The organism is Infirmifilum tikiterense, from assembly GCF_054696565.1.
On record NZ_CP182482.1, the window covers coordinates 1,329,490 to 1,347,758 of the forward strand.

Here is an 18,269-nt window from a genome sequence, read left to right on the forward strand (position 1 = left end):
GCATGCTGACCCCCCTGCAGGTCGAGGGGAGGGCGAAGCTCGGCGAGTACGTCGAGCAGAAGAAGTTCGACCTCGAGCTGGTCTCCAGGAGGGTCGCCGAGCTGGAGAGGGAGCACGGAGTAGCCTACGACCCCTCCTGCCCCGTGTCAGTCGACGGGGGCCTCGGGAGGTCGGTGTTCGAGGCTGGTTTCGAGCTCGCCCTTGAGGTTGGGCTCTACGTGGTGGAGGAGAGCAGGGTCGCGAGGTTCGCCGAGGAGGAGCTGCGGGAGGCCCTAGCCAGCGCGCGCCGCGAGCTGGTGCTGGGCAGGGGGCTGGACGCTAGGCTTCTGTGGGCGAGGCTCCCGGGCGACAGGAGGAGGCCCTTCGTGTTCGGCGGCCTAGCTGGGACGCCGGTGCCCGAGGAGTACTTCTACGCCACGGCACTCTCCTACGCGAGGCAGCCGCTCGTGGACGCTCTGGACCACGGGAGCATACAGGAGGTGTCGGGGGTCAGGGTCAAGGCCGGCGCGCCGAGCGAGGCCGTGGCGGGTGTCAGAGAGCTGCTGTACCTGCGCCGCGCGCTCAGGGACTCCGGGAGGCCCGGGATGCACCTCCTCGCCGGGGAGAGCAGCGTCTCGTCCGTCGCCAGCCTCGCGGCGATGTCCGCGGGCCTCCTGCTCGAGGGGGACGCGCAGCTCCTGCCCGTGCTGAACGAGCTGAAGACGGACTACTCCCAGCTGACCAAGGCGCAGGTCGGCCTCGAGAAGGGGGTGATCGGCGCGGCGCTCGTCGACCCGATTGTGGGTGGATTCGCAAGGGGCCCCGCGGGTTCCGCGGTAGTCTCCGTGGCTGAGACGATCCTGGCGCTCGCGGCCTACAGGGCTGGCTACGTGCTGATCCACCCCACGCACATCGTCAAGAAGGCCACCTCGTCGGCGGAGTGCATCTGGGTGCAGGTTGCGGTCGGCTTGGCGAACGAGCACATGAGGCTACCACTAGTGGCTGACGTGTGGCCGGCTTTCGGGCTGGGCACGAGGGAGTACCTCTACGAGGTGGCCGCCAACACCGTGGCCGCAGCCGCGGCGGGCCTCCACCTACTGGGCCCGGTTCCCGCGAACGGAACAGCGCCCAACGGCGGGGGGCTGGAGGCGCAGCTCATGGCGGAGCTCGGCGCCGCGGTGGCGTCCCAAGGTATTGGCCTGAGCGATACCTGCGCCATTGTGCTGGAGCTCTACAAGAGGTACGGTGAGAAGCTGCGGAGCCCCTCCTACGGTAAGCCCTTCTGGGAGGTCTATGACCCCGCCTTAGGCGAGCCTAGCGCAGAGTGGGTCGAGGTGGTCCGCTCTGTTAGGGCGGAGCTGACAGAGCTCGGTCTGGGCCTCTAGCCCGTCTGCTCGGGCTCCACCTCCACGGCTGTGCCCGTAGCCGTCACGACGATGAAGCCCTCAAGGACCTCGGAGGTCTCAAAGTCTAGGCCCACGACGGCGTTCGCCCCCATCTGCCTGGCGGAGTTGATGAGGTCGTTGAGCGCCTCGTCTCTCGCCTTCTTCAGCTCGGTCACGTAAGCACTCGAGGCTCCCCCGACAATCGCCTCTATCCCCGCCGCCATCCTGCCCAGAAAGCCCCTCGTTCTAACGCTCATGCCAGTCACGACCCCCAACACCCGCTTGATCCTGTAGCCCGGGATACTGGGAGTTGTGGTTACTATCATCAAAAGTGCCCCTAGTTGCCCCGGTTAAAAGCCTTTACTGCCCGCTATAAGGTGGATAAGCATAATTACCTGAGCCGCGCCAGATGATTAGGCAAGCTTCATGCCTCCCGACAAGGTGACTCGGCCTGTTCTAGCGAAGCACCTCGCCATGTGCGGGGCCGGGGTCTTCGGGGCAAGGTACATTGCCCTCGAAAGCCTCAGGACGCCGGGAGGGGTTGAGGTCGACCTGGTTGCCGTCTCGATCTCCCCAGCCCTGGCCGTGCACGCGGTGTTCGTCGGTGCCACTTACAGCGAGGCAAGGCAGGCGCTGGAGAGGCTGACCCGAGCTGTTCAGGAGGGGGTGGCTAACATCCACTGGCTAGCGGTCCCCTTCGAGGCTTACGTGGCGCTGGGGAGGCCCGAGGAGCTCAGGAGGAGCGGAGCGGGGCTCATCGTCGTGAAGGCGGAGTCCACCTTCGGCCTTGGGAGCGCCGAGACTCTGGTCGAGCTCGAGCCCAAGCCGGTGAAGAGACGAGTTCCCTGGCCGCAGCTCGATGAGGCTCTCAGAGCTAAGAGTAAGCAGGACGTAGTGAAGGAGCTCGTAGAGACCCTCGGAAGGAAGCCGAAGCTCTAGCCGATCACCGCTGGCACGGGGAGCGCGTAGAGAACCGCGTAAAGCCACAGCGCGTGCCCCAGCCCCGAGGCGGCGACACCGGCCTTCTCAGCGACAAAGCCCAGCACAAGCCCCACGGGTACGGCTGCGAGGACTAGCAGGGACATCCCCGAGACGAGGTGAACCAGGGAGTAGGGCACCACGGACAGCCACCACCTCTTCCCCAGCACCCTCACTACAACGTAGCCTTGGACGTAGCCTCTCCAGTAGACCTCCTCCGCCACGCCCAGCACGAGCAGCCCGAGCAACTGGAGTAGGCCGGGCTTCACCGAGCTGTACACGGCTTCTACCTGCCACCACATGCCTGTCGCTTTGGCGAACAGCCCCCCAGCCAGGAACGAAGCGTACAGCGCCGCGGCTCCCCCGAGCGTGTAGGCGGGCCACAGGCTACCCTTGAGGTCGACCCTCACTCTCCCGGTAGCGAGGACGCACGCCGCCAGCAGAGCCGCGACGACGGACATGGCTTCCACCATTCGGCCGCGCATGAGCTGGAAAGGGACGGCGAAGAGCAGCCAGGGCAGAGCCAAGAGGAGCGCGTCAAGCCGGGTGAGCTTCCCCACAACGCGGTAACCGCTTGTCAAAAAATATTTTTTACTCGAGCTCCAGCTTGGCCAGCTCCTCCTCAACCCTCCTGAGCCTCGCCTCGATGTCGAGGACCGCGAGCAGCAGCAGAGAGCCCAGGAGGTAGGGGTTCGACAGCGACTCGGCGACGTGCGACCTGCTGATCCACATGGACTCAAGCCTCTCGAGCGCCTCCCGCTCATCCTCGCCCAAGAGCTCCCAGAGCTCACGCCTGATCCTTGAGACCTCCTCCCTGAGCCTGGAGGTAAAGCTGTAGTTAACCCTGCCCACTAGAACCACCCCTCTACGTTGCTCAGCCTGCCCGTGAAGGTCTTCGCCGCCTCGGGGCGCGCTGCGCTCTTGACCAGCCTGGCCTCCACGTAGGGTCCGCGCCTACCCCTGAGCCAAACCACGCTCGACGAGAAGTGCAGGACGTAGGCTGGGGCGTCGGGCCAGCCCCTGCGAGCCGACTCGTCGACCATCAGCACCAGGGGCACGCCCCTGGCCATCACGGCCTTGGCCCTCGAGAGGGCTTTCAGCAGGAGAGGGTGCGCGGCCTGCCTGAAGAGCCTTGAAAGCCTGTAGAGCACGACTAGGCCAGCCCCGGTCCGCTGCAGCAGTCGCTCGTAGTCCAGCTCCACGGCCTGCCTCCTGTTGTACACCGTGGCGAGGTAAACCATCTTCAGCCCGGCAGCGGGGTCAAGCCCCTCGGCGAGCATGTACTCCGCAAGCGCGTAGGTGTCTATCAGCCGGGCCTCGTGGTAGTCCACGAAGGTCACGGCGAGCGTCCTGTCGCCCATGGAGGCCCAGCGAGCCGTGAGCCTGTACAGCGCAGCCTCCAGCAGGCTGGGCTGCCCGTAGACGAGGAGCGAGGCTCCCGGGCGCACCTCGTCGACTAGGAACTCCGTGCCCTCGGCGGCGAGCTCCGATGCTCTAATGAAGGCTCTCACGTGCGTTGAGGCGCCCCAAGGAGTCATAAGCGTTAGCGGCTGTGCTCTGGGGGGTGTTGCAGACGAAAATATATAGTTTTCGTTCTAAGCGGCTGGCGCCGTTACCGGCCCTAGCGGTCGCGCTCCGAGAGGATCAGCCTCACCACCCCGTAGTTGAGGGCCACTGGTAGCTCTCTGCTCAAGCTCTCCCCGCTGGCCCGCAGGGTCCCGAGTATGTGGCCGCACTTCTTGCACTTGTAGTACACCACCTGCCCCTGCATGTACACGTCGAAGCTGTCCCTGCCCCTCGCGCCGCAGGCCGGGCACTTGAAGGCCTCGTAGTCCCAGGAGTACCCGCAGAGGCAGGCGAGGCGGAGCGCTGTCTGCGAGTACACCCACCCCTCCCTTTCGACGTACACCGCTGCCGAAGGTGTTAGGCCGCAGACCGGGCACCGCCCCCTGTCCCACCGGAGGTCCTCCACCCTGCCCTTGAGGGACTCGTGGAGTATCCTGCGCGAGACGTAGGACAGGAGGGCGAGCTCCGGGTCGCTGGGGAACGCCTCCTTGAGGGCCTCAGGGGTGGCTATGGAGCTGTCCACCTCGACGCTGCTTCTCTTGAGGACTTCGAGCGACAGCGCGATGAGCTCGTCCATGTTCTCGAGGTTCTCGAGGAAAACCGGCTCGTCCCTAGCGAGCCTGGGACTGAACTTGACGCCCGCGATGTTGCTCTCGATCTCGCTGTAAGCCTTCAGTATTTCGGCAAGCTCTTTGGCGCAATCCTCCTCGGGGCAAACTGCGCGGATCAGCTTTTCGTCCATGCGGACGCAAGCGAAAAGGCCTATTAAAACGTGACAGGTAGGAGTATCTACATATTGACAACGTTATATATTCGGCTATTTGCTTAATAGTTTATTAAGCTTTTTGCTAATAATTTAAACGCCAAACATGAGCCACGAACAGTCTGTTGAATTAAAACAGCGCATCCAGGAGCTGCTGGCGACAGAGCCCGACGTCGCCCACGGGCTGATGGCTCTCTACGAGGAGACCGAGGACTACACCTGCCTGACCCTGAAGTCCATCCTGGGTAAGCGCGAGAAGGGTAAGGCCGAGAGGGTGTTCTGAGATGAGCCTGGAGCAGAACCTGGTTAACAGGAGAGTGTTCCTTAAGCTAGCCGCCATAGCCTCCGCGGCTATGTCCCTGTCCTCCGTGCCTGTCCTCGCGGAGTCGCCGGTCCCCTTCAAGGAGTGGAGGACTAAGTGGGGCCTCGGCGAGGTAGGCGGTAAGACGGACATCGTTAAAGCCAAGGTAACCTCCGTGATATGCCCCTACTGCTCGATGGGCTGCAGCATCGACTTCTACACTGTGGGGGACAGGATCGTCTGGACGACCGGCTCGCCCGACTCCTACATTAACAGGGGCGCGCTCTGCCCTAAGGGCTTTTCGGTGTTCCAGATCGTCGAGAACCAGAGGCGTGTCCTGTACCCGATGATAAGGACGGGGCCCAAGCCGCCCGTTGAGGAGATTCTGAGCGCTAAGTCATGGGACGACCTCGTAGCGCTGGTCAAGAAGTACCCGCCGCAGTGGAGGGTTGTGTCGTGGGACGAGGCGTTCAGGTACATAGCGAGCAAGATGAAGGCTATAATGGACGAGTACCTCTCGAAGACGGGTGCGCCGTTCCAGAGCGACGGCGTGTACCACGTTGGCTCCAAGACGCCTGTGCAGATCATAGGCTCGTCGATCCTCGTGAACGAGGAGGCTTTCCTCACCAAGAAGCTCGCAGTCTTCCTGGGTACTCACAACATGGACTCCCAGTACCGCAAGTGCCACTCCTCAACGGTCTCGGCGCTCGCGGCCACCTACGGCTGGGGTGCTGAGACGGCCAGCATAGAGGACGTCTACAGCAGCGATGTGGTGCTCTTCTTCTCGAACCCTGCTGAAGCCCACCCGCTCTCGTTCCAGCACTTCCTCAAGGCGAAGCAGGAGAGGGGGACCATTCTCATAACCTTCGACCCGCGCCTCTCAAGAACCGCGATGGTCTCCGACATATGGGTTCCCTTCAGGCCGGGCAGCGACACAGCGATATTCCTCTACATCCTGCACTACGCCTTCTTCGAGAGGAACCCGCCGATAGACCAGCTCGACGAGTTCAAGAGGCTTATGGGAAGGTGGAACATAACCCAGGCGGATCTTGACGAGCTGAAGGACCTCGTCTCCAGCTACACCGCGGAGGAGGTCTCGAGGATCTCCGGCGTCCCGGTCGAGACGCTGAGGAACGTGGCGAAGATCTACGTCGAGAGAAGTGGCGTCGTGACGGGGCACAAGAAGCACGGCATCATCCAGTGGGCTATGGGCATGACCCAGCACACGAACGCGACGGTGAACATCATCAGAGCCGCGGCCATCGTCCAGCTCCTCCTCGGAAACGTCGGGTACCCCGGCGGTGGGACGCACCCGTTCAGGGGGCACAGCAACGTGCAGGGAGCCACGGACGTCCAGGGTGCCGGCAACGCCTCCCTCAGCGGCTACCACGCCCACCCGGCGAACGCCATGGAGATCAGGCTCTACCAGGACTGGAAGCTCCAAGGCATGCCGGATGCCTGGAACTGGGAGGTACCCGACTGGGCCCTGGGAGCCTTCCCGACACTGAAGGACGCCGCCAAGCGGGGACAAGCTAGTCCGGCGAAGATGCTCCAGGTCTTCAAGTTCTACGGCTGGAGGAGGCACGAGCTCCTCTGGGGCATATTCATCGGGACAGACCCTGAGACCGACCCGCAGAACGGTAAGGTGATCAGCGACATTGCCATCGGCTCTGGCTCGACCGAGACTACTTTCACGCGGAGGGCCCTGAACGGCGAGATCAAAGCCGCCCTCATATTCGGCGAGAACCCGGCCGTGACGAACCCCAACGCCAAGATCATCTGGGCCGCGCTAGCCTCCCTGCAGCTCCTCGTGGTGGCAGACATGTTCGAGACCGAGACCGCATGGTTCGCAGACGTGCTCTTGCCTTCCGCGAGCTTCGCAGAGAAGGAGGGCACGAGAACTAACGGCAACAGGGTGATACAGTGGACGTACAAGGCTCTCGAGCCGCGGGGCAACTCCAGGCCGGACTACTGGATAATCGTGAACCTCTTCAACTACCTCTGGAGGGCTGGAGCCGTCCCGCTTCCGAGCCAGCTCGTAGGGAAAAGGAAGGAGAAGATAGCTATAAGGAGAGGAGTGCGAGTGTTCGAGCTCTACTATCGCGAGGTGGCCCCTGAGAAGTCCTGGGACTACAGCGGGGGCACTGGAGCGGCGACCCCCGTCGGCCCGATCGAGGCGGAGGTGAACCCGAGGATAATCAACAAGGAGGTGAACTTCGCGACGCTCATCTACGACGGCATGTACAACCCAGTAACCGACGAGTTCACGTCGATGAGGAGGGACAGGAGGATCAGAAGCCCGCAGGAGATCGACGGGTACTTCGCCCAGAAGTTCACCATCTACAAGGACTGGGGCTGGAGCTGGCCGCAGAACGTGCGCTTCATGTACACACTCGACGCGCTGGACGTCGCGGAGGGTCAGCCCGTCAAGATAGTCGTCGGGGGCAAGGAGTACACCGTCACGGGCGAGACCGGCGAGGTGATCGACGAGTACACAGGCGGCTACAGGCCAGCCTACATACCTGGGCACAACTGGGGGCTCCCGAAGTACTTTAAGAGGAAGCTGAGCGGCATCTCCGACCTCTGGGCTGGCCTCGACATGCTGAAGTTTATCAGGACCGGGGAGCTCGCGTTCCCGGCGAAGAGCCTCCTCGTCGATAAGGATGGAGCGCCGACTCCCGTCTCGTTCGAGGAGTTCGCAAGCTTAACGGGGATGAGGTTCGTCTGGGCGAACGACGGCCTGTACTGGGACGAGGAGACGACGCTGAAGGCTAAAGCGGCGGTCAAGTACTCCTTCTTCTCCGGCGATAGTTGGAGCAAGTACAAGGACGCTTACGCGATGTTCAGGCAGAAGCTCAAAGCGTACTACGACCAGACCGGTAGCCTCAAGCAGGCTGTGCTCGGCGTGATAAAAGAGATGGGCGGCTGGTACAAGGGCTACAACTTCTCGTACCCGATACACACCGAGCCCGCCGAGTCACCAGACGTGGAGCTGGCCCTCAAGTACCCCACGATCGCTTTCCTCAACGCGTTCAACCTCCAGGTGCTCAACGAGCAGCCGGACGTAGTAAAGGGCAAGCCCGTCGGCCTGGCCCTCGAGCCCAAGGATCTCTCCGGCGAGCAGGGCGTCCTCGTAGCGCTCACCTCGAACAGGCTAGTCGAGATGTGGCACAGCGGTAGCATGACCCGCAACACGCCGTACCTCGTTCAGCTCGTGCCAGAGCCGTTCGTGTACATTAACGAGAAGCTCGCCGAGAAGCTGGGCATCAAGCCAGGGGACCTCGTGGAGATCGTCACCGCCAGGGGTTCGATCAGGATGAAAGCCTTCGTCACTAAGGGCGAGGCGTACCTCAACATGGGAGGCAAAGAGCTACCGGTGGTGAACGTCGTTTGGCACTTCAGCTTCCTCGGACAGGCCACAGGGCCTCAGGGAAACTTCATCACGCCCGACGCCTTGGACGTGGTGACGACGATTCAGGAGTCTAAGGCTTGGATAGGTGTTGTTAGGAAGGCTCAAGGTTGAGGTGGTGGAGGATGGTGAAGCTGGTTTTACCCTCTAAGGAGGAGGGCTACGGGGTTGTAGTGAACCTCGACAAGTGCATCGGCTGCAGGGCCTGCGAGATCGCGTGCCAGGCGTGGAACGGGAGGAAAGCCGTCGAGACGACCTTCAGCACAGTATTCGCGAACCCGCCCGACCTGACCGCCGACGCGTGGAAGGTCGTCTTCTACTACGAGTCCGAGTCGCAGAAGACGCTCAACATCCCGGAGGGCTCGTTCACGTTCCAGCAGGTCACGTGGACCCCGCTACCCTTCCAGTGCATGCACTGTTACGACCCGCCGTGCGCCCGTGCGTGCCCCGTGGGGGCCATTAAGGTCACGCCTGAAGACGCCGTCGTTATACGCGCCGAGGAGTGCATTGGATGTGGCTACTGCCAGACCGCCTGCCCGTACAACGTCCCGAGAAGGGGCTCGGACGGCAAGTTCTACAAGTGCACCTTCTGCGTCGACAGGATCCAGAACGGCCTGAAGCCAGCGTGCGTCGAGGCGTGCCCCACCGGCGTGTTCACCTTCACGAGCATCAAGGAAGCGGTCAGGATAGCCCGCGAGGCTAAGTCTCAGGGGAAGGCGGTCTACGGCCTGGACCTCGACAACTACATAGGCGGTGGAACCAGGTGGATCTACGTCGCCTCCAAGGAGAAGGCCTCCGCTCTCAAGGAGAAGCTACCGGACAACCCCGTCGTTGCGACCCGCCAAGCCCAGGAGGTCTTAAAGGATATAGCCATTCCGGGATTCTCAGCCGGCGCGGTGGCGCTAGCCATCATCGGCGGCTTCGCATATTGGCGCGCGAAGCGCTTCGAACAGCAGGTCGCTAATGAGGGTGGTGAGAAGAGGTGAGCGGAATGGCGGAGAAGAGGCTTGTTGAGATAATAAGCCTGAGCTACAGGATCGCGCACGCCCACAACCTACACTTCTGGAGCTTCCTCGCCATCACGGGGGCCGTGATGCTAGCGATACAGTACTTCGGGTGGATCGCCTACGCCGTGGGATACCCCGCTGCGGTTCTACTCAGGCTAGACCCCACGGTTGACGCGATAACAGTCGGCGTTCAGATCCTCAGGGTGCTTCACCGCATCTTCGGCATACTCTGGGGTGCCCTCATCATCACCTACGGGGTCTACCTCGTCGCGTTCAGGAAGCTTGAAGTCCTGAGGCCGCTGACCAAGCCCCTCAGGGAGCAGATAGCCGAGGCTAAGGCGCTTACCGGGAGGTACCTGTTTGGGAAGCCTATACCCAAGGAGGTTGAGGAAAAGCTCGACAGGCACAACGTGTTCGTAGCCTACACCGTCCTTATACTGATTATCGGGATAGCCATGTCGGCGATCAGCGGTGCGGCCATGATCTTCCTCCCGTTAAGCTTGGAGCAGTACAGGCAGATGCTTCTATGGCACGACCTGGGCTTCTATCTATCCCTGATTTTCGTCTACCTTCACCTCTTCGCAGCGCTACACCCGGCGAATGCGCCGATACTCAGGGCGATGTTCAGGGACGGCATGCTCTCGCTGGAGGAAGCTAAGAAGCACATGCCGAAGTGGCTTCAGCGCAAGGGGCTTTAAGTACTCCGCTAAAATTTGTCGTCTTTTTTACCTTAACTCTCTTCTACTTCTGCGCGCCGCGCACAGAATACTAACGTCCTACCCTATGTCTCCGTTATTACTGCAGGGAAAACTGGCTATGTAATGCCTAAGATCTTAATACATCTTTGAAAAAGTTTCACCGTTTACTGAGATAAACTTAAATAGATTTCTTGAACTACGTCAAACTGATGAGCGACAAAGGACAAGCGGTAAGAATACCCGAGGAGCTATACCGCGAGCTCGTACGCGTCGCTGAGCGCATGGGCCGTCAGCCAAGCGAGTTGGTGGTAGACCTTATCGGCCGCTTCGTAAAGACATACACGCCCCAGACAAGCCTAGTGGACTTCCCCTACTCGGACTACGGGGAGTAAAAAAGGAAAAGCATTTTTTCCCTCGATAGCTTTCCCCACTTGATACTGCAAATGATCGTGTTCGAGGAGCTTCAGCCCGAGTACGTTACGCTGGATGAGTATGCTGTGGCTGTCGACGAGCACTACAGGCTTTACGTGAACGGTCGGCTGTACACCAGCATCTCCGCGAACCCTGCGGGGCTCAGGGAACTTGTGCTCGGCCTGCTCATTGGGGACGGCCTAGCCACCGCGCCCCGAGAAATCGTGAGCATCCAGATGGATGTGGAGTCTAGGAGGATCGACGTCACTCTCGCTCGCGAAGTGGGCTTCGAGCCTTACCGCGTCGAGGACTGCGGCTCCGCGGCGGCTCAGGGAGTCTACGTTCGCTCAAGCGCGACGTTCAGCCTAGGCCAGGTTGTTGGGCTGGTAGGTGAGTTCGACCGGGCTTCGCTCCGAGTGGCTAGGCTGCTGGCCGTTCACTCCACAGCGGTCGTCCAGCCTGACCGCGGGGTCGGCGTGCTGGCCCACGACCCGAGCAGGCACACCTCAGCACTCAAGGCCCTAGGGCTCGCCGTCTCCAGGGGCTTCGAGCTGGGGAAATCCGTCATGGTCACCACGGGGAGGGCTTCCAGCGACGTGGTCGTTAGGGCGGCGAGGTTCCAGGTCCCTGTTCTAGTATCGCTTAAGGGGCCCCTGATGAGCGGGCTCAGAGCGTCGGAGATGCTCGGCGTCACTCTTATCCTGAGCCTCAGGAGGCAAGGAGGCGGCAAGGAGTTCAAGGCGGTCACGCACAGCTGGAGGATTACGAGCTAGATTGGCCTCACGCACCCTCTGTCTGCATCGATGCTTGCCCAAGCCTCAGCTAGCAGCTCGAAGTACGAGGGTACTCTAGCGTAAGTGGGCGGGCTCGGCTCATCCGTCAAATATATGACCCTGATATCCTTGTGGAGGAGGTACAGGAGGACCTGCGAGACCCTGCTCACGGGCACCTCGGAAACTATTGCGGCCTGTAGGGCAGGGGATGCTGAGCCACGAAGGTAGCGCAGGGATGAAGCTGAGTCCTCGAAGACGACGGCGGCGTCGGCAATGCCGAGGTACCCGGGTGGGACAGAGGTACCCGGATTGAGTACGATAATGAAGCCACCTTTCTGCCTAATGTACTGCGCAAGCGACTCGTAGTAGCTCACGTCCTCCGCGCGGTCTGAAACCTCGTCCACGAAGAAACCCCTCACTTCCGGGTAAAGCTCAAGCCATGTGTCCACGTCTCCCTCCACCTCGATGAGCGGTCGCGAACCCCAGCCAGTGTGAACGTAGCCCAAGACAAGCCCGCCTCCAGACGATACCCTCCCGATCCACCTCGAGTAGTTCGGGTCCACCTCCGCCCCCGGACCGTTGCTCGGGTTTGCGATGATCATGGTACTCCAGCGGGCGGACAGAGAGGCCAGCCTAGACCAGAGCTCCTCGCTGTAGAAGTAAGCCGGCACGAGGATCCACCTATCGAAGCCTGCTTGAGTGTAGCATCGGTGGCTTCGGGGGATCGCCTCGAGAGGCTCGGCGAGCAACACCGAGAAGGCTAGCGTCAGCATCACCATGGCTTTCGAAGCCGCGAGCCTGTCCATGCGAAGGCTCAAAACCCGGCAACGTTTTTAATTTTACGCGCTTTCCCAGCTTGTGTCCGAGGGCATTCTTGTCGAAAACCTCTACAAGAGCTACAACAGGAGATTTGTGCTGAGGGGCGTGTCCCTTAGGGTCAGGTACGGGGAAATATACGGGCTACTGGGCCCGAATGGGGCCGGCAAGACTACAACCCTCAAGTCAATAGTGGGTCTTGTCCAGCCCGATAGCGGGAGGATCGAGGTGTGCGGGTACGATGTGAGAAGCCAGAGGTTGCAGGCCTTGTCGTGCGTGGGCTATGTCCCCGAGCTCGCTGTGGGCTTCGACTACCTGACCGTTAAGGAGTTCCTTGAGTTCGTCGCCTCGCTGAGGGGTGTTCCCTGGGAGTCGGTCGAGGGCAACGTTCACCGCCTGTCGGAGAGGTTCAGGCTCGAGGAGCACATGGACGCGTTTATGGGGAGGCTTTCAAGGGGCACAGTCCAGAAGGTTCTGGTCGTCAGCGCGCTCATGTTCAAGCCTCGCGTGCTTGTTCTCGACGAGCCTACGTCGGGAATGAGCCCGGAGAGCCAGCGGGTGTACAGAGAGGAAGTGGCCTCGCTTGCCTCAAGCGGCGCAGCTGTGCTGATTTCTAGCCACCTGCTCGACACGGTGGAGAAGCTCTGCAGCCGCGTCGGAATCCTCCACAAAGGCTCGATAATCGCGGAGGGCACCCTTGAGGAGGTTAAGAGAACAGCCAGCGGTGGCGGAAACGCAACCCTAGAGGAGGTCTTCCTAACCCTCACACGGGGTGAGTAGCCTGCCCAAGCCGCTCGTCGTAGCCTTCTACCTAGCTAAGAACAACCTCAACCCACTCCTCAGGAGGAGGCCGGGCCGGGCTGCGCTGTACCTGCTGGCTCTCACTCTCCTAGCAATGATCCTGCTACCCTTAGCAGTCAAAGCCGCCGCCACCCAACCGCCCAGCTGGGTTTACGGGCTCGGTTTGAGCCGGGAGGGGCTGGTTAAGAGCACCAGCGCTCTGCTAACCGTTGCCTTTTTCCTCACGCTCATCAGAGGTAGGAGGGAGGTCGCCGCGTCCGAGGAGGCTGAGCATGAGCTCCTGCTCGCGCTTCCTCTGAGGATGGGGGAGTACGTTATCGGGAAGACCGTTTACTTCGCCATCCAGACGCTCTTCTACTCGGCACCAGTGCTCTACATCGGCATACCTCTCGTGTATAGCCTTGTGGGCTTCAGCTCCGCTCGGGCGGTCCTTCTCGTCCTGGCCGTGGTCGCGGTGTCCGTGTACGCTGAAACGCTCGTAATGCTGGCTACGATCGTCAATGTCCTCAGCGGTGAGAGGCCTATTGCCGATGCAATAGGGTACGCGTACCTCGCCGTGTCGCTGGTCCACTCGCTCCTCATCCGAGACGCGTCCCCGCTCCTGGTCGCGCCGAGTCTCCCAGCTGTGAGGCCCCTCGTCGACGTTTTCTCGAGAAGAGTTGCGGTCTCCCAGCTCCTCGAGGAGTTCGCTATACTTGCACTCGTGTTAGCCTCTCTCCTGACCGTGCTGTACCTTCTCTCGGAGCGCGTGCACCCAGAGAACGTGCGCCCGCTCGCTGAGATTCTGAGGGAGATCGGGCTGGCGAGGAGGAAACCTGTCTCTCTTGCTGGGCTCTCACCTCGGGAGGCAGTCTACAGGGTGACGCTGAGGCTCACCTTCCTCACCAAGCGCCACGCTATCTTCGTCACTGTTGGCTTGTCCTTGGCGGTGCTCTCGGCCCTCGCGCTAAAGAAGCTAGGTACGGAGGTGGACCCGTTGACATTGTCCGCTTTCGCCGTCGTATTCGTAGCCAGCGAAACCACCATAACCTCCGCTTTCACTGCGCAGAGAGACCTATCGAGCCTCTGGCTTTACAGGACCGCGCCGTGGAGCCTGAAGCCGCTCTCCAGCGCTCTGCTCGCCAAAACCCTGCTTTACAGCCTGGAGGGGTTCACGTTGGTTGGGCTCTTCAGGGCCGTGTACAGCTGGAACGCGGCCTGGCTACTACTGCCGATCGCGTCCCTGCCTTTCCTGTGCTTCACCGCAATTCTGATGCTGGGCTTCATGGTCGCTGTGTCTGCGAGGCGGAGGCTTGTACGCTACTCCTCGAGGGGGTTCTACATGGTCGAAGACCTGGTCGCAACCGCTCTCATGGGCTTCTCAACAGTGCTCGCCGTCGTGGCGCTGACGCTCTTCCAGCTGATGCTCGAGTACGCCGGCACCCCCGCGTGGCCCCTCTACCTCGCCGCCGTTTCCACAGCAGTGGCGTTGCTGCTGTTTAAGGTCGGTGAGGACACCCTGTACAGGAGGATGTGGGTCTCGGACGTCTCATAGGGAGTTTAGAGCTAGGTTTAAATCCCGGGACGCTTGATTGTGTGTAGGAGCCCGGTGGTGTAGCGGTCAAGCATGGCGGGCTTTGGACCCGCAGATCCGGGGTTCGAATCCCCGCCGGGCTACTTTTATCCTTAAATGGCAAAGCTTATATGCGCCCCCGTGGAGCTTATCCTCGAGAGGAATGGAGGTGAAGAAGCTTCTCAGAAGGGAACCCATCGTGGTGGAGCTCGGCACCTCTCTCAGGCAGGCCGCGCAGATTATGATTCGCGAGGGGGTTGGGCTGCTACCTATCGTTTCACCGGGGGACAGGAGGAGGGTGCTGGGGGTTATCTCCGAGAGGGATTTCGTGAAGGCTTTCGCCACTCAGCGCGGGCTCGACGACTTGAACGTCGAGGACGTTGGCACCATGGGTGATGTCGTTGCGATCAGGGAGGATGCGAGCGTCGGTGAGGCCGCGCGCCTGATGCTCGATAGGAGGATCAGGCACCTCGTCGTGGTAGACGCGGAGGGCAAGCTCGTGGGCGTGATCTCCATTCGAGACGTTGTTAAGATCGACGAGATGCTCAGGCTAGCGTCCCAGGTTTAACTCGGCTTACTCTCCAAAAGCTTATTTACCTAGCACCCGTGAGGTCAGTGTGTCGTCGCACGGAAGCGAACCCAGGCTTAGGAGGCAGCTCAGCCTCCTGGACGCTGTGTCGGTAGGGCTCGGCGCGATAATCGGCGCGGGAATATTCGTCGTCATAGGGCTCGCCGCCGGGCTCGCTGGTCCTGCGGTCGTTCTCTCAGTCATCATCTCAGGGGTGAGCGCCACGTTCACCGCGCTGAGCTTCTGCGAGCTCGGAGCGTCCATACCGAGAGCCGGCGGGGTCTACGAGTACGGTCACACCTTAATCCACCCGCTCGTGGGCTTCGTGATGGGATGGATGTGGGTGAGCGGGAACATCATCCTGGGCGCCACCGCGAGCCTCAGTTTCGGCTTCTACCTTGCGAGCGCCTTCCCGTGGGTGGACCCCAAGCTCGGGGCAGTGCTCCTAATACTATCGGTTACCCTGGTCAACGTCCTGGGCGCGAAGCTCTCCGCTGGGGTCAACAACGTGATAGTGGCTGGGAAAGTCCTCGCCTTAACGGTCTTCGTTCTAGTCGGGGTCTTCGGAATCAACCCCAGCCACTTCCAGAACTTTATGCCCAGAGGCTTCTTGCCGGTTTTAACGGCGGCCGGGCTGTTCTACTTCGCCTACATCGGCTTTCCCCGCATAAGCACGATGGCTGAGGAAATCGTGAACCAGGAGGAGAACATCCCTAAGGCGATCCTCCTAGCCCTATACATCTCGATGGCACTCTACGTCGCTACCGCCGTGGTGGCGGTGGGGCTGGTGGGCTACGAGTCCCTTGCGAGCTCGACGGCACCGATAGCCACCGCCGCGGAGCGCCTCAGAGTCAAGCCGGTTGTCGAGGCTGGAGCGCTTCTAGCCACCTTCAGCGTGGCCCTCACCTCCGTGATGGGGCAGTCGAGGGTTTTCTTCGCGATGGCTCGAAACAGGGAGGTTCCCTACAGGCTGGCGAGCGTCCCCGAGCGCTTCGGCACCCCAGAATACTCGATCCTCCTCTCGGGAGCCCTGATGCTGGCTCTGGCCCTCAGCATGGACATATCCGGGCTGGCCTCGCTCACGAGCTTCAGCGTCCTCTTCACCCACGTGTTAACCAACATCGCCGCTATCGAGCTCCGCGCGGCCGGCAGGCCGAGGAAAAGCTACTCCCTGAGGGGGGTCCCGGTGCACGCCTACCTGGGGGCATTCCTGAGCCTGGTGCTCTCCCTGAGCCTGGGCCTCGCCACCGTTATTGCAGGGCTCCTGAACATGGCCTTAGCCGTAGCCTGGTACTACTCGTACAAGCTCCTAATCGGCTCCAGGCGAAATCACCTGGCAGCTACGGAGCCCGCCTGAGCATCGCTCACCGATTCTCATGACCCATCCCTCAGCTTCCTTCCTGTAACCCGCACTCTTCAGCGCCACAAGCCTCTCCCTGAGGGGCTTCAGGGAGATGCCCTCCCTGAGCACGACGCCCTCCTCCAGGGCATCTAGGATGATTGTCGAGGTCGGCATAGTGTTTAAGGCTTCTGCTAGGTTGAAGGCATGAACATCTGCAGGAATCCTGGCACTCCTGAGCTCTCTCAGCAGCTCTTCAAGCTCAGCCGGGTCGTCGTAGATCACAAGTAAGTCGTAGTCGCTCGCGGGGGTCGACTTCCCTCTAGCTCTAGACCCAAAGAGGACAATAGTCATGTTAAACCTGCTAGCAATCTCTCTGAGCCTCTCTTCTCTGAGCTTCTCCCTCTCAATCACCCTCCTCAAGAACCCCCTCAACATACGAGAGTATCACCTCTGCACAGGTAACCGCTTTCTCAGCCGCCTCTCTCCTCTCACCGAGAGGCACAAAATCGAGAGAGTTAGCCTTGTCGCAGTGCTTCTCCATGTCCTTACAAGCCTTCACCTGATCTGGCACATCTACCACCTTGGAAATCGCTTTGAGTAGCTCGGGTATTGCGTTTACGTTGGGCTCGAGCCCCGTCTTCTTTATGAATAAGGCGCTAAGGGCGAGATTAGCTGCTATCCAGGAAGAAACTGCAGCGGCATCATAGACTCCGTTGCTCAGAGATCTTTTCGCATCCGCTAAGACCCTTTTCGCCATTTCCCTCCAATGTTCGGATAACTCCTCTAACTCTTCCACAATGACCCGGCTCACTTGGAGCCTTAATTACTTTGCTTTTTGATTTGTCCGGCATAAAGGCTTTCTGTCTTTGAGCCCCGTCTCTACTCCTAACCCTACTGGTAAAAACCTAAAAGTTATAGTAGAGCGCTGTGTATGTATCCTAGCATGAGGTTCGATGAGGTTAGCACCCTCAGGAGGAGGTCTGAGGAATTTTTACGGCAAGCTGAGGCTTCTCTGCGCAGCGGTGCATACGATGCCGCGGCGTTCCTGGCCGAAATCTCCCTGCAGCTTTACTTGAAGAGCGTCCTTCTCGAGGCCGTTGGAGACTACCCTAGGACCCATAGCATCAGGGCGCTGCTCTCGGAGATATCTAAGCACCTCGGGAGGAAAGATATAGAGGACTTCGTGAGGGCTAACAGGGCCAGGCTGATAGCTTTAGAGGACGCGTACTTCACCGCCAGGTACTCAACCATCCAATTCGCCCAGGAGGACGCTGAGGATGCGGTAAAGCTGGTTAAAGAGGTCTTGGGGCTGGTGAGGAAATGAGCGTCTCAGAGGTTATGGTTGAGAGGGCTAGGATGCTAAGGGACTGGACAAAGTACGCGGAGGCCATCGCGAGGGCTGTTAGAGAGCTTTTGCCTGAGGCGAGAATATACGTGTTCGGTAGCGTTGTCACAGGAAAAGCCGTCGGATCCAGCGACGTGGACATACTCGTGGTAACCCGAGAGCTCCCAAGATTGCACCTCGAAAGGGCAAGGATAAAGGCTCTAGTAGAGGAGAGATGCGGGTTGCCGCACTACCACCCCTTCGAAATACACTTAGTGACCCCAGACGAGGCCGAGCCGTTTTTAAGAAGGGGAAAAGTCGTAGAACTACTGATTTGATCCTCTATCGCCCCCTCCAACTATCAGCTTCATGTTGTGCTCCTCACGCGGATCCTCGATCTCGCTTAAAGACTGCCACGGCACGCTGAGGATTACAAGGATGCTCCAAGTGGAAGGGGACTGCTAAAGGGGTGAAACGAGCTTCAAGACTATGTCTACGACTTTTCTGGATTCCAAGAGCGCCCTCTGCGTGTAGCTTCGCGTGTAAATCCTCTGAGGCGGTAGGCCCGTCTCCTCGTCTCCGTACATGCTTGGCTC

General features: G+C 60.6%; 23 protein-coding genes and 1 tRNA gene. 15 read left to right on the plus strand and 9 right to left on the minus strand.

Translation table 11 applies throughout. The annotated features are described in order from the left end of the window. Positions 1-2 precede the first annotated feature (2 nt). Positions 3-1,364 (plus strand): monomethylamine:corrinoid methyltransferase, encoded by a 1,362-nt coding sequence (locus ACNO7C_RS07285; RefSeq protein WP_460024449.1) that lies wholly within the window; start codon positions 3-5, stop codon positions 1,362-1,364. On the opposite strand, the gene ACNO7C_RS07290 is transcribed toward ACNO7C_RS07285, so the two are convergent. Beyond that, positions 1,361-1,690, minus strand: coding sequence for a YbjQ family protein (locus ACNO7C_RS07290; protein WP_460024450.1), 330 nt, complete (start codon positions 1,688-1,690; stop codon positions 1,361-1,363). The genes ACNO7C_RS07285 and ACNO7C_RS07290 overlap by 4 nt on opposite strands. Positions 1,691-1,790: 100 nt before the next feature. Between ACNO7C_RS07290 and ACNO7C_RS07295 the strand changes: the two genes are divergently transcribed. Then, complete coding sequence (locus ACNO7C_RS07295) at positions 1,791-2,303, plus strand: hypothetical protein (RefSeq protein WP_460024451.1); 513 nt, start codon at positions 1,791-1,793, stop codon at positions 2,301-2,303. Here the strand turns inward: ACNO7C_RS07295 and ACNO7C_RS07300 are convergent. From ACNO7C_RS07300 to ACNO7C_RS07315, 4 genes are all read right to left on the minus strand, one after another. After that, positions 2,300-2,902 (minus strand): CPBP family glutamic-type intramembrane protease, encoded by a 603-nt coding sequence (locus ACNO7C_RS07300; protein WP_460024452.1) that lies wholly within the window; start codon positions 2,900-2,902, stop codon positions 2,300-2,302. The two genes, ACNO7C_RS07295 and ACNO7C_RS07300, sit on opposite strands and share 4 nt — an antisense overlap. A gap of 31 nt (positions 2,903-2,933) precedes the next feature. Further along, a complete protein-coding gene (locus ACNO7C_RS07305; RefSeq protein WP_460024453.1) occupies positions 2,934-3,194 on the minus strand; it encodes a hypothetical protein in 261 nt (86 codons plus the stop codon). Next, entirely contained in the window at positions 3,194-3,853 is a 660-nt protein-coding gene (locus ACNO7C_RS07310; protein ID WP_460024454.1) for a hypothetical protein, read from the minus strand. The genes ACNO7C_RS07305 and ACNO7C_RS07310 overlap by 1 nt, the downstream gene beginning before the upstream one ends. 110 nt (positions 3,854-3,963) lie before the next feature. Then, positions 3,964-4,650, minus strand: a complete 687-nt coding sequence (locus tag ACNO7C_RS07315) for a hypothetical protein (protein ID WP_460024455.1) — start codon at positions 4,648-4,650, stop codon at positions 3,964-3,966. 127 nt (positions 4,651-4,777) lie between these two features. Here ACNO7C_RS07315 and ACNO7C_RS07320 point away from each other — a divergent pair, with 127 nt between their 5' ends. The 6 genes from ACNO7C_RS07320 (at position 4,778) to ACNO7C_RS07345 (ending at position 11,270) form a co-directional block, all read left to right on the plus strand. Then, the gene (locus ACNO7C_RS07320; protein WP_460024456.1) at positions 4,778-4,954 is read left to right on the plus strand and encodes a hypothetical protein; all 177 of its coding nucleotides are present in this window, start codon (positions 4,778-4,780) and stop codon (positions 4,952-4,954) included. 1 nt (position 4,955) lies between these two features. After that, a complete protein-coding gene (locus ACNO7C_RS07325; protein WP_460024457.1) occupies positions 4,956-8,495 on the plus strand; it encodes a molybdopterin-dependent oxidoreductase in 3,540 nt (1,179 codons plus the stop codon). Positions 8,496-8,506: 11 nt separating this feature from the next. After that, complete coding sequence (locus ACNO7C_RS07330) at positions 8,507-9,367, plus strand: 4Fe-4S dicluster domain-containing protein (RefSeq protein WP_460024458.1); 861 nt, start codon at positions 8,507-8,509, stop codon at positions 9,365-9,367. A 5-nt stretch (positions 9,368-9,372) separates the two neighbouring features. After that, positions 9,373-10,086, plus strand: a complete 714-nt coding sequence (locus ACNO7C_RS07335; RefSeq protein ID WP_460024459.1) for a cytochrome b/b6 domain-containing protein — start codon at positions 9,373-9,375, stop codon at positions 10,084-10,086. Between the two features lie 209 nt (positions 10,087-10,295). After that, complete coding sequence (locus ACNO7C_RS07340; RefSeq protein WP_460024460.1) at positions 10,296-10,478, plus strand: hypothetical protein; 183 nt, start codon at positions 10,296-10,298, stop codon at positions 10,476-10,478. A 51-nt stretch (positions 10,479-10,529) separates the two neighbouring features. Next, positions 10,530-11,270, plus strand: a complete 741-nt coding sequence (locus ACNO7C_RS07345; RefSeq protein WP_460024461.1) for a formate dehydrogenase accessory sulfurtransferase FdhD — start codon at positions 10,530-10,532, stop codon at positions 11,268-11,270. On the opposite strand, the gene ACNO7C_RS07350 is transcribed toward ACNO7C_RS07345, so the two are convergent. Further along, on the minus strand, positions 11,267-12,076 hold the full coding sequence (locus tag ACNO7C_RS07350; RefSeq protein ID WP_460024462.1) for a spherulation-specific family 4 protein: 810 nt from the start codon (positions 12,074-12,076) through the stop codon (positions 11,267-11,269). The two genes, ACNO7C_RS07345 and ACNO7C_RS07350, sit on opposite strands and share 4 nt — an antisense overlap. 52 nt (positions 12,077-12,128) lie before the next feature. Between ACNO7C_RS07350 and ACNO7C_RS07355 the strand changes: the two genes are divergently transcribed. From ACNO7C_RS07355 to ACNO7C_RS07375, 5 genes are all read left to right on the plus strand, one after another. Continuing rightward, complete coding sequence (locus ACNO7C_RS07355; protein WP_460024463.1) at positions 12,129-12,866, plus strand: ABC transporter ATP-binding protein; 738 nt, start codon at positions 12,129-12,131, stop codon at positions 12,864-12,866. Further along, positions 12,859-14,421, plus strand: coding sequence for a hypothetical protein (locus ACNO7C_RS07360; protein ID WP_460024464.1), 1,563 nt, complete (start codon positions 12,859-12,861; stop codon positions 14,419-14,421). The genes ACNO7C_RS07355 and ACNO7C_RS07360 overlap by 8 nt, the downstream gene beginning before the upstream one ends. A gap of 48 nt (positions 14,422-14,469) precedes the next feature. Next, positions 14,470-14,543: transfer RNA gene (locus ACNO7C_RS07365), tRNA-Gln, on the plus strand. 59 nt (positions 14,544-14,602) lie between these two features. Next, the gene (locus ACNO7C_RS07370) at positions 14,603-15,007 is read left to right on the plus strand and encodes a CBS domain-containing protein (RefSeq protein ID WP_460024465.1); all 405 of its coding nucleotides are present in this window, start codon (positions 14,603-14,605) and stop codon (positions 15,005-15,007) included. A gap of 49 nt (positions 15,008-15,056) precedes the next feature. Then, complete coding sequence (locus ACNO7C_RS07375; RefSeq protein WP_460024466.1) at positions 15,057-16,364, plus strand: APC family permease; 1,308 nt, start codon at positions 15,057-15,059, stop codon at positions 16,362-16,364. Here the strand turns inward: ACNO7C_RS07375 and ACNO7C_RS07380 are convergent. Together ACNO7C_RS07380 and ACNO7C_RS07385 are read right to left on the minus strand one after the other, a co-directional pair. Continuing rightward, positions 16,317-16,784 carry a nucleotidyltransferase domain-containing protein gene (locus tag ACNO7C_RS07380; protein WP_460024467.1) on the minus strand — a complete coding sequence of 156 codons (468 nt, stop codon included), beginning with the start codon at positions 16,782-16,784 and terminating at the stop codon, positions 16,317-16,319. The two genes, ACNO7C_RS07375 and ACNO7C_RS07380, sit on opposite strands and share 48 nt — an antisense overlap. Continuing rightward, positions 16,753-17,145: a HEPN domain-containing protein gene (locus ACNO7C_RS07385; protein ID WP_460024468.1), complete on the minus strand. Its 393-nt coding sequence runs from the start codon at positions 17,143-17,145 to the stop codon at positions 16,753-16,755. The genes ACNO7C_RS07380 and ACNO7C_RS07385 overlap by 32 nt, the downstream gene beginning before the upstream one ends. Before the next feature lie 147 nt (positions 17,146-17,292). Here ACNO7C_RS07385 and ACNO7C_RS07390 point away from each other — a divergent pair, with 147 nt between their 5' ends. Beyond that, positions 17,293-17,673, plus strand: coding sequence for a HEPN domain-containing protein (locus ACNO7C_RS07390; RefSeq protein ID WP_460024469.1), 381 nt, complete (start codon positions 17,293-17,295; stop codon positions 17,671-17,673). Continuing rightward, on the plus strand, positions 17,670-18,011 hold the full coding sequence (locus ACNO7C_RS07395; protein ID WP_460024470.1) for a nucleotidyltransferase domain-containing protein: 342 nt from the start codon (positions 17,670-17,672) through the stop codon (positions 18,009-18,011). The genes ACNO7C_RS07390 and ACNO7C_RS07395 overlap by 4 nt, the downstream gene beginning before the upstream one ends. A 123-nt stretch (positions 18,012-18,134) precedes the next feature. Here the strand turns inward: ACNO7C_RS07395 and ACNO7C_RS07400 are convergent, their stop codons facing one another. Next, positions 18,135-18,260, minus strand: coding sequence for a hypothetical protein (locus ACNO7C_RS07400; protein ID WP_460024471.1), 126 nt, complete (start codon positions 18,258-18,260; stop codon positions 18,135-18,137). Between the last annotated feature and the right edge of the window lie 9 nt (positions 18,261-18,269).

Coding starts and splice junctions, on each gene's coding strand:
- ACNO7C_RS07285 (WP_460024449.1), top strand. CDS start 3: ATGCTGACCCCCCTGCAGGTCGAGGGGAGGGCGAAGCTCGGCGAGTAC.
- ACNO7C_RS07290 (WP_460024450.1), bottom strand. CDS start 1,690: ATGATAGTAACCACAACTCCCAGTATCCCGGGCTACAGGATCAAGCGG.
- ACNO7C_RS07295 (WP_460024451.1), top strand. CDS start 1,791: ATGCCTCCCGACAAGGTGACTCGGCCTGTTCTAGCGAAGCACCTCGCC.
- ACNO7C_RS07315 (WP_460024455.1), bottom strand. CDS start 4,650: ATGGACGAAAAGCTGATCCGCGCAGTTTGCCCCGAGGAGGATTGCGCC.
- ACNO7C_RS07320 (WP_460024456.1), top strand. CDS start 4,778: ATGAGCCACGAACAGTCTGTTGAATTAAAACAGCGCATCCAGGAGCTG.
- ACNO7C_RS07325 (WP_460024457.1), top strand. CDS start 4,956: ATGAGCCTGGAGCAGAACCTGGTTAACAGGAGAGTGTTCCTTAAGCTA.
- ACNO7C_RS07330 (WP_460024458.1), top strand. CDS start 8,507: ATGGTGAAGCTGGTTTTACCCTCTAAGGAGGAGGGCTACGGGGTTGTA.
- ACNO7C_RS07335 (WP_460024459.1), top strand. CDS start 9,373: ATGGCGGAGAAGAGGCTTGTTGAGATAATAAGCCTGAGCTACAGGATC.
- ACNO7C_RS07340 (WP_460024460.1), top strand. CDS start 10,296: ATGAGCGACAAAGGACAAGCGGTAAGAATACCCGAGGAGCTATACCGC.
- ACNO7C_RS07345 (WP_460024461.1), top strand. CDS start 10,530: ATGATCGTGTTCGAGGAGCTTCAGCCCGAGTACGTTACGCTGGATGAG.
- ACNO7C_RS07350 (WP_460024462.1), bottom strand. CDS start 12,076: ATGGACAGGCTCGCGGCTTCGAAAGCCATGGTGATGCTGACGCTAGCC.
- ACNO7C_RS07370 (WP_460024465.1), top strand. CDS start 14,603: ATGGAGGTGAAGAAGCTTCTCAGAAGGGAACCCATCGTGGTGGAGCTC.
- ACNO7C_RS07380 (WP_460024467.1), bottom strand. CDS start 16,784: ATGTTGAGGGGGTTCTTGAGGAGGGTGATTGAGAGGGAGAAGCTCAGA.
- ACNO7C_RS07390 (WP_460024469.1), top strand. CDS start 17,293: ATGAGGTTCGATGAGGTTAGCACCCTCAGGAGGAGGTCTGAGGAATTT.
- ACNO7C_RS07395 (WP_460024470.1), top strand. CDS start 17,670: ATGAGCGTCTCAGAGGTTATGGTTGAGAGGGCTAGGATGCTAAGGGAC.
- ACNO7C_RS07400 (WP_460024471.1), bottom strand. CDS start 18,260: ATGTACGGAGACGAGGAGACGGGCCTACCGCCTCAGAGGATTTACACG.